The following is a 17,091-nucleotide window of genomic DNA, read 5'->3' as shown; positions in this document are numbered from 1 at the left end:
CTTACCCGGAAGTAAGTCACTTACTGGTAGGTAACTTCTTGACCAGAAAGAAAAAGACAGACACGATGAACCCCGATTTTGCGGCCTTCTGGCCGAGGCTTTCCCTCTAACCATGTCGAGAAAAATTATGGCTAAAATCGTTGTTATTTACTTTTCCGGATACGGTCACACCAAACGTGTGGCAGAGCATGTTGCACAAGGGGCAAACGCCGACCTCGTCGCCGTGGACAGCAATGGCGATATTCAGGAAGCAGACTGGCAAAAACTGAACGACGCCAAAGGGATCATCTTTGGGGCGCCGACCTACATGGGCAACGTGCCGTGGCAGTTCAAAAAGTTTGCCGATGCTTCCTCCAAAGTGTGGTTCACCCGTGGCTGGCAGGACAAAGTGTTCGGCGGTTTCACCAATAGCGCCAGCCTGAACGGCGACAAGCAGGTGAGCCTGCAGTGGATGCAAACGCTGGCCTCTCAGCACGGCGGCATTTGGGTGAGCCTGGGCCAGTTGCCGGCTAACACGCTGGCGGCAACCCGCGAAGACGCGAACAACCTGGGTGGCTCAGTTGGGCTGCTGGTGCAGTCTCCGGCTGACGCTGGAGCCGAACAAATTGCCCAGGGCGACCTCGACACCGCCGTGAAATACGGCGCTCGCGTGGCGGATATTGCTGCTCGCCTGAGCTAACGTTTCTCCTCTTTTCTAAAGCGCCTGCGGGCGCTTTTATTTTGCTGACAAAGAGGGAAAAAGCGTGGTTTTTCCCTCTTTGTGGTTATCAGCCGAAAATCAATGAATTGATTTTCCAATTTTTTTAACGAACCGTCTGAGATTTCTTCTCTTGCCAGCGGTTCATCAGCTGTCCGGAAGCGCCTGCGGGCGCTTTTGTCTTTGCCACTTCCTCAGTAATTACCCCTGGTTATTGTCAGTTGTATTCATCAAATAAATACTTATCATGATAATTATCATGGTGACTATTTACATGGGGATTACCCGATGCATGACGATAAATACGACATTGTCGATTTTCCCGATCGCCCGCTGGGGATGCGCCTGGCGATGCTGGTGCGCCTGTGGCGTGGCATCGTGGATGACGCCGTGGCGTTTACCGGCCTGACCCAAAGCAGCTGGACGACGCTGATGCAGCTCAGCGTGGCGGGGGAGAAAATCACCGTCACGGATCTGGCCCGGGCGCAGGGCATCGACCTGCCGCCTCTGACGCGCACGCTGGCACAGCTGGAAAAAGAGGGCTATGTCACCCGCACGCCGGACGAAAAAGACAGACGGGTGAAATTTATCTCGCTGACGCCTGCGGGCCAGAAAGCGATTAAGGCGGTAAGTGAAACGGTGGAGCGCTGCCAGGCGCAGGTCGCGCAGGGCATTCCGGCTCAGCAAATAGAACAGTTCAGCCAGACGGTAAACCTGCTGGCCGCCAACATGATCAAAATTCGATAGTTCTTTCACGCCTTGTCTCCCGGCGTGTTTCTCATTTAGCGAGTAGTTATGACCCCTGAACAACGATTTACCCGCTGGGTAAAAGTCACGCTGGCGCTGTTTGCCGTGATGTTTTGCTATTTTCTGGCCGCCGACATCTGGGTGCCGCAAACCCCCGACTCCACCGTGATGCGCGTGGTGACCCCGGTTTCATCGCGCGTATCGGGCTACGTGACGCATATCTACGTCAGCAATAACAGCGTGGTGAAGAAAGGAGATGTGCTGTTCGACATCGACAATAAGCCTTACCAGAATCAGCTTGAACGCGCGGAAATTGCTTATCAGCAGGCGATGCTCGACAACCAGCAAATTGACGCCCAAATCAGTGCCGCGCGGGCAAAAATCAAAGCCGCCCAACTGGATGCCGACAACGCCGGGCGCAGCTATCACCGCTTTAACGGACTTAGCAGCGGTAACCTGATTTCTAAACAGGATCTGGACGTGGCTTTTACGCGCTGGCAAAGCGCGGTGCAAAACGTCAACAACCTCCAGGCCGCGCTGGCACAGCTGGTGATTTCGCGCGGGGAACGCGGGGATCAAAACGTCACGCTGCAAAAATACCGTAACCTGCTGAACGACGCCCGGCTCAATCTGGATTACACCCGCGTGGTTGCCAGCAGCGACGGAATTATCAGTAATTTACAGCTGAAAGAGGGCTGGTATGCCGGGGCGGGATCTCCCGCGCTGGCGCTGGTTAACGACAAGCTCGATATCGTGGCCGACTTCCGTGAGAAAAGCCTGAGTAAAACCCGCCCAGAAACAACGGCAGATATAGTATTCGACGGGCTGCCGGGGCAGGTTTTCAAAGCCAGGGTCACCAGCAAAGATGCGGGCGTTTTGCCGGGGCAGCAGGCTATCAACGGGCAGCTTTCCGCGCCGGAAACTTCAAACCGCTGGGTGAGGGACGCGCAGCGCATGCGTATTCATTTGCTGCTTGAAGACGGGACAACGCCAGATCTGCCGGCTGGCGCACGGGCCACGGTGCAGCTCTACAATTCGCCTTCCGCTTTCGCGTCGTTTATCGGCGGGATGCAAATCAGGCTGGTGAGCTACCTGCATTATGTTTATTAAATTTATTCTTGGCCCGCTGAAGCGCAATGCACCGACGCCCTTCAGCGGCAATGATTTCCGCCATATGCTGCGCATCGTCATGGCGGGCTGCGTGGGGATGTTTGTCTACAGCTGGGTTAACACGCAGTACGGGGTGTTCTACGTGGTTTACCCCATCATGCTCACCGGGCTGGTGCCCATTTTTAACGGCCATATTGCCCGGCAGATGATCGCCAACGCGCTGCTGAACTGCGTGGAAATGACGCTGCTGTTCGCGATGCTGGCGAATTACCCGCTGCCGATGACGCTGATTGTGTTCCTGATGTACATGACGCGCTTCTACCTGATGAGCCGGGGGCCGCTCTTTCTGTTTGGCTCGATGGGTGTGGTCTGTTTAAGCGTGATGGCTAATTTCCTGAGCTACCCGACCACCGACATGAGCGACCTGATGTTTTCTAACATCATCGGTAGCCTTTTGGCGGTGGGGCTGTCGGCGCTTAGCTGTTATTTGCTGCCGGACGTAGAGCCGCGCAAGCCGCCGCCTGCGATTCAAAAGGACGGGCCACGGGTGATGCATGAAACACTGCTCGCCTCGTTAACGGCGACTCTCTTATTCACCATGTTCCAGATCTACACGCTGAATGATTCCCTGGCCGCGCTGATGGCGGGCATTTTTGCCCTGTTCCCCATGCATTTTCGCGGGGCGATCCTTTCGTCCTGGTGGCGCATTGTCGGGGTGATTGCCGGGTGTCTTTACGCGATTCTGGTGCAGCTGGTGATCTACGATTTCAGCCGCCACCTGATCCTGCTGATGCCGCTGATTAGCCTCGGTCTGCTGCTGGCCGCGCGAATTCACGTGTTTGAGAAGGTCGGGCCGGGCGTGGGGTTTTCTATTCTGACCACGCTGGCGCTGATGTTCGGGCAATACATGCACCCTAATCAGGATATCGTTTTTAGCGCGCTGTACCGTATTTCATCGGTGTCGGTGGCGATTGTCGGCACCCTGGCCGTGACCTTTATTATCCATAAGATACTGAATAACTTTGCCTCAACGCGCTATATCGTGAAATGACGTTAGTCCTGTTCCGGCCAGTCGCGGGTAATGCCCGGCTGGACAGGGCGCTCAAGATAGGTGGACAACACGATATACGTCCTGGTCGCCACCACGCCGTTGATCTCATACAGATGCGCCAGCAGGGCCTCAAGCGCCCTTGAATCCTCGGTGCGGACCTTCAACAACATGGACGTGTCCCCGGCGACGGAATGGATCTCTTCCACTTCCGGGTAGGCGGAAATTCGCAGCAGATCCGGCGTTTTTCCCCAGCCCTTGGTATCAATGTGCACGAAGGCCAGCAGGGATTTGCTGATGGCCTTTGGGTCGAGCAAGGCCGCCGTCTGCTGGATCACCCCGGAGCGCTTCAGGCGTTTGACTCTTTCGTGTACCGCCGGGGCGGAAAGGGCGACCTTTTCGCCGAGTTCGGCGTAGCTGATGGTCGCGTCCTCCACCAGCGCGCCTAATATTCTTCGGTCGGCGGCATCGAGAGTTCGCTCTGCCGCACCGTTCTGCTTAATACTGTCTGTTTCTTTTTTCATATTGCCCCTGAGTAATGACGCTGAATTTCATTCGGATAAAATTGGTTTTTATCGAATGTAAGTCAAGTTTAATCCTTGTCAGGAAGAAAAATGAAAAACAGCCAGTGTCTGGAACTTCATCCAGAGCCGTCTCTGTCTCCCGCCAAAGCCGTGTATGTGCTGACCGGCTGCGTCGGCGTTATCGGTGCCAACTCAATGGTGCTGGGGCCTATTGCGCCGGCAGTGGCATCGTCTATAGGCGCGGGAGTGCCGACTGTGATGATGGCCGCGGCGGCTTTTGGCCTGGGAACGGCGGCGAGCGCACTTTTTCTGGCTCGTTTGATCGACTTAGTCGGCTCGGCGCGGATGCTCAAATTCACCATGATGCTGCTGGGCGCGGCGCTGCTGCTTTGCGCGGCTTCGCCTTCAGTGGCGGTATTTATTGCCGCTCAGCTGATTGCCGGGATAGCTTCCGGTATCGCGCTGCCCGCGATTTACGCCAGCGCGGCGGCCATTGCGGAGCCGGGGCGTGAAAGCCGGACCATCGGCAAGGTGCTGACCGGCTGGACGCTGAGCATGATCGCCGGCGTGTCGTTTTCCGTGGTGCTGACAGAGTTGTTCAGCTGGCGCGCGGTGTATGTGTCCGTGAGCTGTCTGGCGGCCCTGGCGCTGATCGCGCTCGTCAGGTTGAACATTCAGGATCGCCCGGCCGCGGGCATTGCGCCTTCACCGCTGTCTGCCCTGGGGCTGCCAGGCATCAAGTCGTTGCTGGTGGTGTGCGGGGCGTTTATGACGGCGTTTTACGGGATTTATGCTTATTTGGGCGACCATCTTCATCAGGATCTCGGCCTGCCGGTGACGGCCAACGGCGGGGTGGCGATTGCCTATGGGGCGGGGTTCGGCTGTGCCGCTTTGCTCAGCGGGATGGTAGATCGGTTTGGCCCTAAACGCCTGATGCCGCCGGTGCTTTTGGTGGTAGCCCTTGTTTACCTGGGCCTGGCGATGCTCGGTGGTTCGCTGGTGGGGATTATCTGCCTGCTGTTTGTGCTTGGCCTGGTGAACCATCTGGGGGTGAACTTACTGATTCAGCGCCTGACGGCCATCGACCCGGCCAAGCGCGGCACGCTGATGGGATTGAACAGCGCAGTGACTTACCTGGCTGTGTTTGCCGGCAGCAGTAGCTACGGACCGCTTTATACCGAGCGCGGGTTTACTACGATTTCGCTGCTCTCCCTGGCGCTGATGGTCATTGCGGTACTGACCTGCCTGTGGCGTGATTTTGCCGGGCAGGGCGTGAAGGTTGTGGGCTAAAGCTTCTACGTTATCGCTTTTTTATCTGAGACAAGCCGGGTTGCCTGTGCTAATTCTGAAGCCATTATATGGCTGTAGAGGTCCGAAATATGAGTCAAAGATTGCCGGTTTTGTTGGTGCAAATGGGGCGGCCCCCCGAGGAAATTCAGCAAGCCGTGGGGGATCAGCCGGCCTGGTTTGAGCAGGCATTAAAGCACCCGGATGTCGAACTTAACATCGTCAGGCCGTTTCTGGGCGAGCCTTTGCCCGCGCCAAAAAGCTTTCAGGCGGCGGTGATTTCGGGTTCATGGTCGATGGTGACGGAGCATGAAGCGTGGAGCGAACGCACGGCGGAATGGGTTAAAACCGTTGTTGCCGCCGGTACGCCGCTATTTGGCGTGTGCTACGGGCATCAATTGATGGCTTACGCGCTCGGCGGGAAAGTGGATTATCACCCGCAGGGCAGTGAGGTCGGGCAACTGCCGGTGGCACTGACAGAAGCAGGGCGAGACGATCCGGCGCTGAGTCATCTGCCTGAGTCGTTCCCGGTCTTTTTAAGCCATGCGCAGAGCGTCCTGGCGCTGCCGCCCGGGGCCGTTTGTCTGGCGTCGTCGGCCCACGATCCTCACCAAATCATCCGCTACACGCCCAATGCGCTGTCGGTGCAGTTTCACCCGGAATTCACCGCAACGGTGATGAACAAAATTCTCGCCAGCCGCAGCGAGCAGGCATCGTTAAGGCAAGAAAATAAACAGACATTGTCGAACGATGTCAGCGCTACGCCCGGGGCCAGGGCAATTTTGCAGCGTTTTGTTTTGCCTTCGGCCTGAACGCCCGCCTTAACCGCCACAATTGTATAGAAAGGAAGGGTTTGTCATTTGCTTGTCGCTAAGGGCTGTGCTGTTATTACTGTGAGAAATAATAAGTAGCTCAACCATTTGGCAAGCAAATAAAAGGCAAACACTATGTCTAAAGGGAAAACACTGCTCGGCCTGCTGCTGAGTGCGCTCCTCCCGGCAGGAAGCGCGATGGCGGCAGCCAACAGCACGCTGGTTTACTGCTCCGAAGCCTCTCCTGAATCCTTTAATCCACAAATTGCCAGCTCTGGCCCAAGCTTTGTCGCCAGCTCGCAAACCCTGTACAACCGCCTGATTGATTTCAGCCTGACCGACAACACGCCGGTGCCGTCGCTGGCGACGGAATGGAAAATCAGTCCCGACGGTAAAACCTATACCTTCACCCTGCGCAAGGGCGTGAAGTTCAACAGCAACAAGTTCTTTAAGCCAACGCGCGACTTCAACGCCGACGACGTGGTGTTCTCGGTCATGCGCCAGAAAGACGCCAATAACCCGTATCACAAGGTGTCGCAGGCGAACTACGAATACTTCAACGACGTTGGCCTCGACAAGCTCATCGTGGACGTTAAAAAGCTGGATGACTATCACGTCCAGTTTACCCTGAGCGAGCCGAATGCGGCGTTTCTCGCCGACTGGGGTATGGACTTTGCCTCTATTTTGTCTGCGGAGTACGCGGATGCAATGCTGAAAGCCGGTACGCCGGAGCGCGTGGACAACAACCCGATCGGCACCGGGCCTTACGCGCTGCAGGACTACAAAGTGGATTCCGTGATTCGCTACGTCGCCAACCCGAATTACTGGAAAGGCGAAGTCCCGACCAAACATCTGATTTTCTCCATCACCCCGAACGTACAAACCCGGCTAGCGAAGCTGCAGAAAAATGAATGCCAGATTATCCCTGCGCCAAGCCCGGTACAGTTCGACGCCATTAAAGCGGACAAAAACCTGGCGCTGCACAGCATCGATGGCCTGAACGTCGGTTACCTGGCGTTCAACACCAGCAAGAAGCCGTTCGATAACGCGCTGGTGCGCCAGGCGCTGAACTATGCGGTGGACAAAAAAGCCATCGTCAACGCCATCTTTATGGGGTCCGGCTCGGTAGCTAAATCGCCGATCCCGCCAACCATGCTGGGCTACGACAAGGATCTGAAAGACTACGGGTACGACCCAGAAAAAGCCAAAGCCTTGCTGAAGCAGGCCGGGCTGGAGAAGGGCTTTGATACCGATCTGTGGTCTATGCCGGTGCAGCGGCCTTACAACCCGAACTCGCGGCGTATTGCGGAGATGATCCAGAGTGACTGGGCGAAAGTGGGCGTGAAAGCCAAAATAGTCACCTTCGAATGGGGCGAATACCTGTCCGGGATGCGGAAAGGGGAACACTCCTCGGCGCTGTTTGGCTGGATGTCCGACAACGGCGACCCGGATAACTTTGCCGATACCCTGCTGGGCTGCGGCAGCGTTGCCAGCGGCTCGAACGTCGCCCGCTGGTGTGACAAAAACTACGATTCACTGGTACAGAAAGCGAAGCTGACCAGCGACCCGGCCGCCCGCGCGAAGCTCTACGTGCAGGCGCAGGAAATTTACTATCAGCAGGCGCCGTGGATTGCGCTGGCGAACGGTAAAACTTTCTACGCGACCCGTAGCAACGTGAGCGGTTATACCGTTAGCCTCGCGGGGAGTGATTTCTCCAAAGCGAAGCTGGATTAAATTTTATTAACCCTCACCCCGGCCCTCTCCCAGGAAGGGAGAGGGGGAATGCGGACGTCGGTGTTTTTATCCCCTCTCCCCGCTGGGGAGAGGGTTAGGGTGAGGGGCAACACATGATAAGGAACATGCCATGACCCATCTTGCAGACGTTGTCAGCCGCGTAGACGACGCCATTGCCAAAGACATCATCATTCCGATGAACGAACTACTGATTGAACTCAGCGACGACGCAGCGCTCACGCGGGAAGACCGCTATGCCCAGCAGCAGCGGCTGCGTATCGCCATTGCCCACAAAGGCAATCACCACACAGAAGAAGCCGAAGAACGTCGCGAGCAGTTGACCCGCGGCGGCACCATTATCTAGTCGGGAGTTATTATGCGTATTGGATTTATCGGGCTGGGCGGTATGGGCCAGCCAATGGCCGAAAACCTACTGAAAGCCGGGCATCAGGTTGCCATCTGGAACCGCTCTCCGGCACCGGCTGAAGCCTTAAAAGCGAAAGGGGCGACGATACACGCCACACCAGCCGCTTTCACCGACAGCGAAGTGTTAATCACTATGCTGGCCGACGACGACATTAGCCGCCGCGTGGTAATTGAGCAGGGCGCGCTGGAAGCACTGCCGCAGGGCACAATCTGGATCAACATGGCCACGGTTTCCGTCGCGTTTACCAATGAGATGGCGGAAAAAGCCAGCGCAACCGGGCATCGGTATATTGCCGCGCCGGTACTGGGGCGTGTGGACGTTGCCGCCGCAGGCAATCTCAACATTCTTACCGCCGGGCCAGCGGAGCTGCTGGACAGCGTGCAGCCGATCTTCGATGTGCTGGGGCAAAAAACCTGGCGCTTTGGCGACAGGCCAGAGCAGGCTGCGGCGGTGAAGCTGGCGGCTAACTTTATGCTCGCCAGCGCCATCGAAGCGATGGGGGAATCTTCTGCGTTGGTGGGGGCCTATGATGTGGCCGCCGGGGATTTCCTCGGTATGCTGACCAGCACGCTGTTTGCCGCGCCAGCGTATAAAAACTATGGCGCGATGATCGCCGAATCACGCTACAGCCCGGCCGGGTTTACCATGAAGCTGGGGCTGAAAGACGTGCGCCTGGCGCAGCAGGCGGCGGAAAATAAAAATGTGCCAATGGGCTTTGCGGGCGTGTTGCGGGATAACTACCTCGATGCGCTGGCCCACGGCGATGAACATCTTGACTGGGCGGCATTAGCCACCGTTTCCGCGCGCCGCAGCGGGAAATAACCTTATCTGGCGGCGAGGATATTACTTTCGTCGCCAGATATATCCCTCTAAATATTCACCCGCACTAAAATAACGCCCCGTTGCGGTGCTTTGAATATAATAAAATCTTATTTATTAATATAAAGTCATTGATAATAAACAAGTAATATAATCTGGCATCGTAATTGCTTTATCTATTCCATCTTGTATACCAGGTGGGATGCCAGCTTATGTCAGTCGCTTTATTGTCGCAGTGGGTAGCCGATTACCAGCCCCAGCCGGAAAGGTTGTCAGACGCTTATCAGCAATTAATGGCCAATATTTCACGCCAGGATAATGCGTGGATTTATATCGCCAGCGAACAGCAAATTAATGAGCAAATAAAGGCTTTATTGCAGGCCATTAAGGCCGGAGAGAAAACACCGGCGGATTTCCCTTTATTTGGCGTACCGTTTGCGGTCAAAGACAATATAGACGTAGCCGGGATGCCAACCAGCGCCGCCTGCCCGGTGTTTACTTATCATCCCGCCGAAGATGCCACGGTGATTGCGCGCCTTCGCGCCGCCGGGGCCATTGTGGTGGGCAAAACTAACCTCGATCAGTTTGCGACCGGCCTGGTCGGCACCCGCTCGCCGTATGGCGCGGTGATGAACAGCTTCAACCCAGACTACGTCAGCGGGGGCTCGAGTTCAGGCTCCGCATCTGTGGTGGCGCGCGGTTTGGTTGGTTTCTCACTGGGAACGGACACCGCAGGCTCCGGGCGCGTACCCGCCGGGTTCAATAACATCGTTGGCTTAAAACCGACCAAAGGCTGGCTATCGACGACGGGCGTAGTTCCGGCCTGCCGCCTCAACGACTGCGTTTCTGTCTTCGCCCACTCGGCGGCGGATGCGGCCCTGGTCGCCAACGTAGCAGGTGGGTACGATCCGCTCGATCCCTACTCCCGAAGCAACCCTCACACCGCCCCGGCTCGCTTTAGCCCGCGCTTGCGCTTTGCCATTCCAGACCGCCTGACCTTCTTCGGCGACAAACTCAGCGAAGAGGCCTTTCAGCTGGCGCTGGACAGGTTAATGACGATGGGGGCGGAGCTGGTGGCGATAGATTTCAGCGATTTCACCCGGCTGGCCGAGCAGCTGTATAACGGCGCGTGGGTGGCCGAGCGCACCGTCGCGGTGAAAGAGATCCTCGAAAAGCATCCTGACGCCATGGATCCTACCGTACGCGGGATCGTCGCCAGCGGGCTGAGCTTCACGGCCTGCGATGCCTGGCAGGCGGAATATACTCGCGCCGAGCTTGCCCGCCGTATTCAGCGGCAGCTTGCCGCATTTGATGCCCTTGTGGTACCGACGTCGCCGACGATTCACACGCTGGCTGAAATGCGCGACGAGCCGGTGGCCTATAACTCGCAGTTTGGCACCTACACCAACTTTACCAACCTGGCTGACCTGAGCGCGCTGGCGCTTCCGGCGGATTTCCGGGCCGATGGTCTGCCTGCCGGAATAACGCTGATCGCACCTGCCTGGCATGATGCCGCGCTCAGCCATTTTGGTGCGCAGTGGCAGGCGCGACTTGATCTGCCCGCCGGAGCAATTTCCCAGAAAGTTCCCGACCAACAGACCATGACACCTGCCAGCATCTTCGTGCGCGTCGCTGTTGTGGGGGCTCATTTGCGTGGGATGCCGCTTAACCACCAGCTAACCGGCCGTAACGCCGTCTTCGTAGAAGCAACCCACACGGCAGAAACCTATCGCCTTTACGCCCTGGCGAATACTGAGCCGCCGAAGCCGGGCCTGGTGCGCGCCGCCGAAGGGCAGCCAATCGCCGTTGAGCTGTGGGACATCCCGCTCGCACGTTTTGGCGAATTTGTGGCCGAAATTCCCGCCCCGTTGGGGATCGGCACGTTGACCCTGCAGGATGGGCGCAGCGTGAAGGGCTTCATTTGTGAACCGTGCGCGACAGAAGGCGCCACGGACATTACCCCATGGGGCGGCTGGAAAGCCTGGCTTGCTCGCCAACCTGGCGCTTGAGGAGAGGGATTATGTTTAGCAAGGTTTTGATTGCCAACCGTGGTGAAATTGCCTGCCGCGCCATTCGCACGCTGAAGAAAATGCACATCACCAGCGTGGCCGTTTATTCCGATGCGGATGCCAGCGCGCAGCACGTGATTGATGCCGATGAGGCGATAGCGCTCGGCGGAGATAAAGCCAGCGACACTTATCTGAATATCGAAAAAATACTGGCGGCGGCTAAAGAGAGCGGCGCGGAGGCGATTTTCCCCGGTTACGGATTCCTTTCCGAACGCGCGGAATTTGCCGAGGCTTGTGAAGCGGCAGGCGTTGTTTTTATCGGGCCAACGGCGCAGCAAATCAGCGATTTTGGCCTGAAACACCGCGCCCGCGAGCTGGCCTCCGGCGTAGATGTGCCGATGACGCCGGGCACCGGGCTGCTGACATCCCTTGCTGAGGCGCAGCTGGCGGCAGAGGAAATCGGCTATCCGGTGATGCTCAAAACCACGGCGGGCGGGGGCGGGATCGGCCTGACCCGCTGCGACAGCGAACCAGCGCTGCTTGAGGCCTGGGAAAGCGTGAAGCGTATGGGCGCACAGTTTTTCAGCGACGACGGCGTGTTTATCGAACGTTTTGTCGACAAAGCCCGGCACCTGGAAGTGCAGATCTTTGGCGATGGCAGAGGCAAGGTGGTTGCCTTGGGGGAGCGAGATTGCTCGCTGCAGCGCCGCAACCAAAAAGTGGTCGAGGAAACGCCCGCGCCAAATCTGCCGCAGAGCACGCGTGAAGCGCTGCACCGTGCCGCCGTGGCGCTGGGTGAATCCGTTGATTACCGCAGTGCGGGAACCGTGGAGTTTATCTACGACGCAGCGAGGGATGCATTTTACTTCCTGGAGGTGAACACGCGCCTGCAGGTTGAACACCCGGTAACCGAATGCGTCACGGGGCTGGATCTGATCGAATGCATGGTGCTGGTGGCGGCAGGCGCGTCGCCGGACTGGCAAAAAATGGCCGAAGCGCCTCAGGGGGCGGCGATCGAAGTCCGCATTTATGCCGAGGACGCGCTGAAAAACTTCCAGCCTTCGCCGGGCGTATTAACCGATGTTTATTTCCCCAAGGGTGTGCGGGTTGACGGCTGGGTCAGTACCGGCAGCGAAGTCAGCGCGTTCTACGATCCGATGATCGCCAAGATCATCGTTCACGGCGATGACCGCCTGCAGGCGTTAAGTAAACTGAACGAGGCGCTGGCCGCTACCCGCCTGCACGGGATCGCCACCAATCTGGATTATCTGCGCCAGATCGTCCGTCTGCCGGAGTTCAAAGCTGGCGTAATGTGGACGCGGCTGCTGGATAGCGTGAGCTATCGGGCGCAGGCCGTGGAAGTGCTGGAGCCGGGCACCTGGAGCAGCATTCAGGACAGCCCAGGCCGCCTTGGGTATTGGGATATCGGCGTGCCGCCGTCCGGGCCGATGGATGATTTTGCCTTCCGTCTGGCGAACCGCATTGTCGGCAACCATCCGTCGGCCGCCGGGCTGGAATTTACCCTGCAGGGGCCGACGCTGCGCTTCCACAGCGAGGCCACCATCGCGCTGACCGGTGCGCCTTGTCCGGCCACGCTGGATGATCGGCCGGTGACTTTCTGGCAGCCCACAGTAGTGAAAGCCGGGCAGACCCTGACGCTAGGCAGGGCGACCAGCGGGTGTCGTACCTATCTGGCGGTGCGTAACGGTTTTGACGTGCCGGTGTATCTCGGCAGTCGTTCCACTTTTGCCCTTGGTCAGTTTGGCGGCCACGCCGGGCGCACGCTGCGGGTGGCCGATGTGCTGGCTATTTCTCAGCCTTGCCTGCCGGCCTGCACGACGCCGGCGCCGATTAGCCTGCCGCAGGCCCCGGAACCGGCGCTGATCCCGCAGTATGGCGAGCTGTGGGAGATAGGCGTGCTGTACGGGCCGCACGGCGCACCAGACTTCTTCACGCCGGAGTCGATGGACACCTTTTTCAACGCCGAGTGGCAGGTTCACTACAACTCTAACCGCCTCGGCGTGCGCCTTGTCGGGCCGAAGCCGGAGTGGACCAGGGCCGACGGTGGCGAAGCGGGGCTGCATCCTTCCAACGTGCACGACTGCGAATATGCTATCGGTGCGGTGAACTTTACCGGTGACTTCCCGGTGATCCTGACGCGCGACGGCCCAAGCCTCGGGGGATTTGTCTGCCCGGTGACGATTGCCAAAGCCGAACTGTGGAAAGTCGGGCAGGTGAAGCCGGGCGACCGGATTCGCTTTCACGCCATCAGCTTTGAGCACGCGCAGTCGCTGGAGATTGCCCAGCAGGTGGCGGTGACCAATCTGTGCGCCGGAACAAGCCTGCCGGATCTGCATCCTTCTATTGCGCCTGGCGCGACAACCAGTGCGGCGATTCTGGCGGAAATCCCCGCTCAGGCTGAGCTTCCGGCTGTGGTTTACCGTCAGGCAGGCGACAACTATGTGCTGATTGAATACGGCGATAACGTGCTCGACCTGGCGCTGCGGCTGCGCATTTATCTGCTGATGAAGGCGATTACCCAGGCGGCGCAGGCGGGCATTGAGGAGCTTTCCCCCGGCGTGCGTTCGCTGCAGATCCGCTATGACAGCCAGCGTATTTCCCAGAGCCAGCTGCTCACGCTGCTACTGGGCATTGAGAAACAGCTGGACGATGTGACCCAGCTGAAAATTCCTTCCCGCATCGTGCATTTACCGCTGGCCTTCGAAGACAGCGCCACGCTGGCGGCGGTGGAGCGTTATCAGCAAACGGTGCGGGAAGACGCGCCGTGGCTGCCGAACAACGTGGACTTTATTCAGCGCACCAACGGGCTGCAAAGCCGCGACGAGGTGAAGCAGATCCTGTTTGACGCCAGCTATCTGGTGCTCGGCCTGGGAGATGTGTATCTCGGCGCACCTTGCGCCGTGCCGCTCGACCCGCGTCACCGGCTGTTGAGTTCGAAGTACAACCCGGCGCGGACGTGGACGGCAGAAGGCACGGTAGGGATCGGCGGGATGTATATGTGCATCTACGGCATGGATTCGCCGGGGGGCTATCAGCTGGTGGGGCGCACGCTGCCCATCTGGAACAAATTTCTCAAAAACGACCAGTTTGGCGACGAGCCGTGGCTGCTCAAGTTCTTCGATCAGGTGCGTTTCTACCCGGTAAGCGAGGAAGCGTTAACTGCGTTCCGCACGGCGTTCCGGGAAGGGCGTGCACAGGTTGAGATCGAAGAAGTCGAGTTCGATTTTGCCGAATATAGCCGTTTTCTTGCGGAAAACGCCGACGATATTGCCAATTTCCGCAGCCGCCAGCAGGAGGCTTTCCTGAGCGAAGTGGCGCACTGGAAAGAGCAGGAAAGCGCGGCGGTGGAGAGCGTGCTGATGGCGGCTGAACTGCCGGAGGAGGAGCAGGCCGGGCAGCTCGTCAGCGCCGATCTGAACGGCAATATCTGGAAGATCCTGGTGGAGCCGGGGCAAAGCGTGAAGCAGGGCGAGCCGCTGCTCGTCGTTGAGGCGATGAAGATGGAGCTGCTGGTTAGCGCCCCGTGCGACGGCAAGGTGGTGCGGATCCAGTGCCAGCAGGGCCGACCGGTGGGGCCTGGGGATGCGCTGCTGTGGCTGGAGGCGGTGTAGGGGAATTTAGCCTCTCACCCTGGTTCTCTCCCCGGAGGGAAGAGGGAATAAAAACAGAGAAACACACTCACTTTTTCCCGCTCTCCCAGAAGGGAGAGGGCCAGGGTGAGGGTAAAAACAACACGGAAACCACTATGCCAAAGCGACCAGAAGCCGTAGCCGAGCGCATCTACCAGCAGCTCAAAAAGGAAATTTTCGACTTCCTGCTGCTGCCGGGGGACCGCTTTAGCGAAAACGAAATTGCGGAGCGCATGAGCGCCAGCCGCACGCCGGTGCGCCAGGCGCTTTATGCCCTGCAGCAGGAAGGCTATGTCGATGTACAGCCCCGTAGCGGCTGGCAGATCCGCGCGGTGGATTTCGATCATCTCGAAGCGCTTTACGATCTGCGCATCGTTCTGGAGCTGGAGGCGGTGAAGCGCCTTTGCCTGCGGGCAGACTCCGTTTTCCCGCTGCCGCTGCAGGCGCTGAAACAGTTCTGGCTGGATGAACCACCGCTGGCTGAGGGAATGAACGTCGCGCCGCACGACGAGGCTTTTCATATGACGCTGGTCTCTGCGGCGGGCAACCCTGAAATGGCGAGGGTTCACCGGGAGATCACCGAAAAAATTCGCATTGTGCGTAGGTTGGACTTTACCCGCCAGCCGCGCGTCAGTGCGACGTATGCCGAGCATGGGCAGATCCTGCTCGCCGTCCGGGACCGTAACCTTAAGGAGGCCCAAACCCGACTACACGACCATATCGCAGCCAGTCAGAAAGAGGTTCGTCAGATAACGCTTCATATGCTGCACCAGGCCCGGCAATTCAAGCTGAGCTAATCACTTATTGTTTCTTCAGGGGAGTCAGACTTATGCAACGTCGTACCTTTGTTAAAGCTTTCGCGCTTTCCGCTTCGTTTGTCAGTTTCGGGTGGGCCTTTGCCGCCCAGGCGGCGGACACCATCAAAGTCGGGATCATGCACTCGCTGTCGGGCACCATGGCTATCTCAGAAACGCCGCTGAAAGACGTGGCGTTAATGACCATCGACGACATTAATGCGAAGGGCGGCGTGCTGGGGAAAAAACTTGAGCCGGTGGTGGTTGATCCGGCATCTAACTGGCCGCTGTTCGCTGAAAAAGCCCGCCAGTTGCTGAGCCAGGACAAAGTGGCCGTGGTTTTTGGCTGCTGGACGTCCGTGTCGCGTAAATCCGTGCTGCCGGTCTTTGAGGAGTTGAACGGCCTGCTGTTCTACCCGGTGCAGTACGAAGGGGAAGAGATGTCGCCGAACGTGTTTTATACCGGGGCGGCACCTAACCAGCAGGCGATCCCGGCGGTGGAATATCTGATGAGTGAAGACGGCGGGGCGGCCAAACGCTTCTTCCTGCTGGGCACGGACTACGTTTATCCGCGCACTACCAACAAGATCCTGCGCGCCTTCCTGCACGCTAAGGGCGTCCAGGACAAAGACATCGAAGAGGTCTACACGCCGTTTGGCCATAGCGACTACCAGACCATCGTGGCCAATATCAAAAAATTCTCCGCTGGCGGTAAGACGGCGGTGATCTCCACCATCAACGGCGACTCCAACGTACCGTTCTACAAAGAGCTAGCGAACCAGGGCCTGAAGGCGACCGACGTGCCGGTGGTGGCCTTCTCCGTGGGTGAGGAAGAGCTGCGCGGCATCGACACTAAACCGCTGGTGGGTAACCTCGCGGCCTGGAACTACTTCGAGTCCGTCGATAACCCGACCAACAAACAGTTTGTCAGCGAGTGGAAGGCCTACGCCAAAGCCCACAACCTGCCGAACGCCAATACCGTGGTCACTAACGATCCGATGGAAGCGACTTACGTCGGCATTCATATGTGGGCGCAGGCCGTAGAGAAAGCGGGCACGACTGACGTGGATAAAGTCCGCGCGGCGATGGCCGGACAGACCTTTAAAGCGCCGTCCGGTTTTACCCTGACGATGGACGCCACCAACCACCATCTGCACAAGCCGGTGATGATCGGCGAGATCGAAAGCAACGGCCAGTTCAACGTGGTGTGGCAGACGGATAAGCCGGTGCGCGCTCAGCCGTGGAGCCCGTTTATTCCGGGGAATGATAAGAAATCGGATCTGCCGGTGAAGACCGCCAGCAACTGATGTTCGACGTTCGGCGCATTTACCTTCACCCCGGCCCTCTCCCTGGAAGGGATAAAGAGGGAAAACCCTCTCTGAAAGGGAGAGGGAAAAACGGAATACCTTCTCTGAAAAGTAACTGGGGAAATC

The 17,091-nt window shown here is 58.1% G+C and carries 14 protein-coding genes; 13 read left to right on the top strand and 1 reads right to left on the bottom strand.

What is annotated here, in order from left to right; translation table 11 throughout:
- Nucleotides 1-127: 127 nt before the first annotated feature.
- From ACR6JA_RS07160 to ACR6JA_RS07145, 4 genes are all read left to right on the top strand, one after another.
- Nucleotides 128-679: a flavodoxin family protein gene (locus ACR6JA_RS07160; protein ID WP_494493207.1), complete on the top strand. Its 552-nt coding sequence runs from the start codon at nt 128-130 to the stop codon at nt 677-679.
- A 306-nt stretch (nt 680-985) separates the two neighbouring features.
- On the top strand, nt 986-1,444 hold the full coding sequence (locus tag ACR6JA_RS07155; RefSeq protein ID WP_166992629.1) for a MarR family winged helix-turn-helix transcriptional regulator: 459 nt from the start codon (nt 986-988) through the stop codon (nt 1,442-1,444).
- Between the two features lie 48 nt (nt 1,445-1,492).
- Nucleotides 1,493-2,554, top strand: a complete 1,062-nt coding sequence (locus ACR6JA_RS07150; protein WP_494493206.1) for an HlyD family secretion protein — start codon at nt 1,493-1,495, stop codon at nt 2,552-2,554.
- Nucleotides 2,544-3,605: a DUF2955 domain-containing protein gene (locus tag ACR6JA_RS07145; protein ID WP_494493205.1), complete on the top strand. Its 1,062-nt coding sequence runs from the start codon at nt 2,544-2,546 to the stop codon at nt 3,603-3,605. The genes ACR6JA_RS07150 and ACR6JA_RS07145 overlap by 11 nt, the downstream gene beginning before the upstream one ends.
- A gap of 2 nt (nt 3,606-3,607) precedes the next feature.
- On the opposite strand, the gene ACR6JA_RS07140 is transcribed toward ACR6JA_RS07145, so the two are convergent.
- A complete protein-coding gene (locus ACR6JA_RS07140) occupies nt 3,608-4,126 on the bottom strand; it encodes an Lrp/AsnC family transcriptional regulator (RefSeq protein WP_039293892.1) in 519 nt (172 codons plus the stop codon).
- A gap of 90 nt (nt 4,127-4,216) precedes the next feature.
- On the opposite strand from ACR6JA_RS07140, the gene ACR6JA_RS07135 reads away from it, so the two are divergent.
- From ACR6JA_RS07135 to urtA, 9 genes are all read left to right on the top strand, one after another.
- Nucleotides 4,217-5,416, top strand: coding sequence for an MFS transporter (locus ACR6JA_RS07135; RefSeq protein WP_494493204.1), 1,200 nt, complete (start codon nt 4,217-4,219; stop codon nt 5,414-5,416).
- Nucleotides 5,417-5,505: 89 nt separating this feature from the next.
- Nucleotides 5,506-6,225: a glutamine amidotransferase gene (locus tag ACR6JA_RS07130; RefSeq protein WP_494493203.1), complete on the top strand. Its 720-nt coding sequence runs from the start codon at nt 5,506-5,508 to the stop codon at nt 6,223-6,225.
- Nucleotides 6,226-6,360: 135 nt separating this feature from the next.
- A complete protein-coding gene (locus ACR6JA_RS07125; protein WP_494493202.1) occupies nt 6,361-7,959 on the top strand; it encodes an ABC transporter substrate-binding protein in 1,599 nt (532 codons plus the stop codon).
- A gap of 130 nt (nt 7,960-8,089) precedes the next feature.
- On the top strand, nt 8,090-8,323 hold the full coding sequence (locus ACR6JA_RS07120) for a DUF2526 family protein (RefSeq protein WP_213714044.1): 234 nt from the start codon (nt 8,090-8,092) through the stop codon (nt 8,321-8,323).
- A 12-nt stretch (nt 8,324-8,335) separates the two neighbouring features.
- Entirely contained in the window at nt 8,336-9,208 is an 873-nt protein-coding gene (locus ACR6JA_RS07115; RefSeq protein WP_494493201.1) for an NAD(P)-dependent oxidoreductase, read from the top strand.
- A gap of 209 nt (nt 9,209-9,417) precedes the next feature.
- On the top strand, nt 9,418-11,214 hold the full coding sequence (atzF, locus tag ACR6JA_RS07110; RefSeq protein WP_494493200.1) for an allophanate hydrolase: 1,797 nt from the start codon (nt 9,418-9,420) through the stop codon (nt 11,212-11,214).
- Between the two features lie 11 nt (nt 11,215-11,225).
- Complete coding sequence (gene uca / locus ACR6JA_RS07105) at nt 11,226-14,846, top strand: urea carboxylase (RefSeq protein ID WP_494493199.1); 3,621 nt, start codon at nt 11,226-11,228, stop codon at nt 14,844-14,846.
- 134 nt (nt 14,847-14,980) lie between these two features.
- Nucleotides 14,981-15,661 carry a GntR family transcriptional regulator gene (locus ACR6JA_RS07100; RefSeq protein WP_213714055.1) on the top strand — a complete coding sequence of 227 codons (681 nt, stop codon included), beginning with the start codon at nt 14,981-14,983 and terminating at the stop codon, nt 15,659-15,661.
- A gap of 32 nt (nt 15,662-15,693) precedes the next feature.
- Nucleotides 15,694-16,965 (top strand): urea ABC transporter substrate-binding protein, encoded by a 1,272-nt coding sequence (urtA, locus tag ACR6JA_RS07095; protein WP_213714058.1) that lies wholly within the window; start codon nt 15,694-15,696, stop codon nt 16,963-16,965.
- Nucleotides 16,966-17,091: the final 126 nt, after the last annotated feature.

Source organism: Cedecea sp. B1(4), from assembly GCF_059414925.1.
The sequence above is the reverse complement of the archived record's forward strand: the minus strand, read 5'-3'. Positions and strand labels throughout refer to the sequence as shown.

What these genes read in the sequence shown, in the direction of transcription:
- ACR6JA_RS07120 (WP_213714044.1), top strand. Translation starts at nt 8,090, where the DNA reads ATGACCCATCTTGCAGACGTTGTCAGCCGCGTAGACGACGCCATTGCC.
- atzF (WP_494493200.1), top strand. Translation starts at nt 9,418, where the DNA reads ATGTCAGTCGCTTTATTGTCGCAGTGGGTAGCCGATTACCAGCCCCAG.
- ACR6JA_RS07155 (WP_166992629.1), top strand. Translation starts at nt 986, where the DNA reads ATGCATGACGATAAATACGACATTGTCGATTTTCCCGATCGCCCGCTG.
- ACR6JA_RS07145 (WP_494493205.1), top strand. Translation starts at nt 2,544, where the DNA reads ATGTTTATTAAATTTATTCTTGGCCCGCTGAAGCGCAATGCACCGACG.
- ACR6JA_RS07130 (WP_494493203.1), top strand. Translation starts at nt 5,506, where the DNA reads ATGAGTCAAAGATTGCCGGTTTTGTTGGTGCAAATGGGGCGGCCCCCC.
- ACR6JA_RS07140 (WP_039293892.1), bottom strand. Translation starts at nt 4,126, where the DNA reads ATGAAAAAAGAAACAGACAGTATTAAGCAGAACGGTGCGGCAGAGCGA.
- ACR6JA_RS07115 (WP_494493201.1), top strand. Translation starts at nt 8,336, where the DNA reads ATGCGTATTGGATTTATCGGGCTGGGCGGTATGGGCCAGCCAATGGCC.
- ACR6JA_RS07125 (WP_494493202.1), top strand. Translation starts at nt 6,361, where the DNA reads ATGTCTAAAGGGAAAACACTGCTCGGCCTGCTGCTGAGTGCGCTCCTC.
- ACR6JA_RS07160 (WP_494493207.1), top strand. Translation starts at nt 128, where the DNA reads ATGGCTAAAATCGTTGTTATTTACTTTTCCGGATACGGTCACACCAAA.
- uca (WP_494493199.1), top strand. Translation starts at nt 11,226, where the DNA reads ATGTTTAGCAAGGTTTTGATTGCCAACCGTGGTGAAATTGCCTGCCGC.
- urtA (WP_213714058.1), top strand. Translation starts at nt 15,694, where the DNA reads ATGCAACGTCGTACCTTTGTTAAAGCTTTCGCGCTTTCCGCTTCGTTT.
- ACR6JA_RS07100 (WP_213714055.1), top strand. Translation starts at nt 14,981, where the DNA reads ATGCCAAAGCGACCAGAAGCCGTAGCCGAGCGCATCTACCAGCAGCTC.
- ACR6JA_RS07135 (WP_494493204.1), top strand. Translation starts at nt 4,217, where the DNA reads ATGAAAAACAGCCAGTGTCTGGAACTTCATCCAGAGCCGTCTCTGTCT.
- ACR6JA_RS07150 (WP_494493206.1), top strand. Translation starts at nt 1,493, where the DNA reads ATGACCCCTGAACAACGATTTACCCGCTGGGTAAAAGTCACGCTGGCG.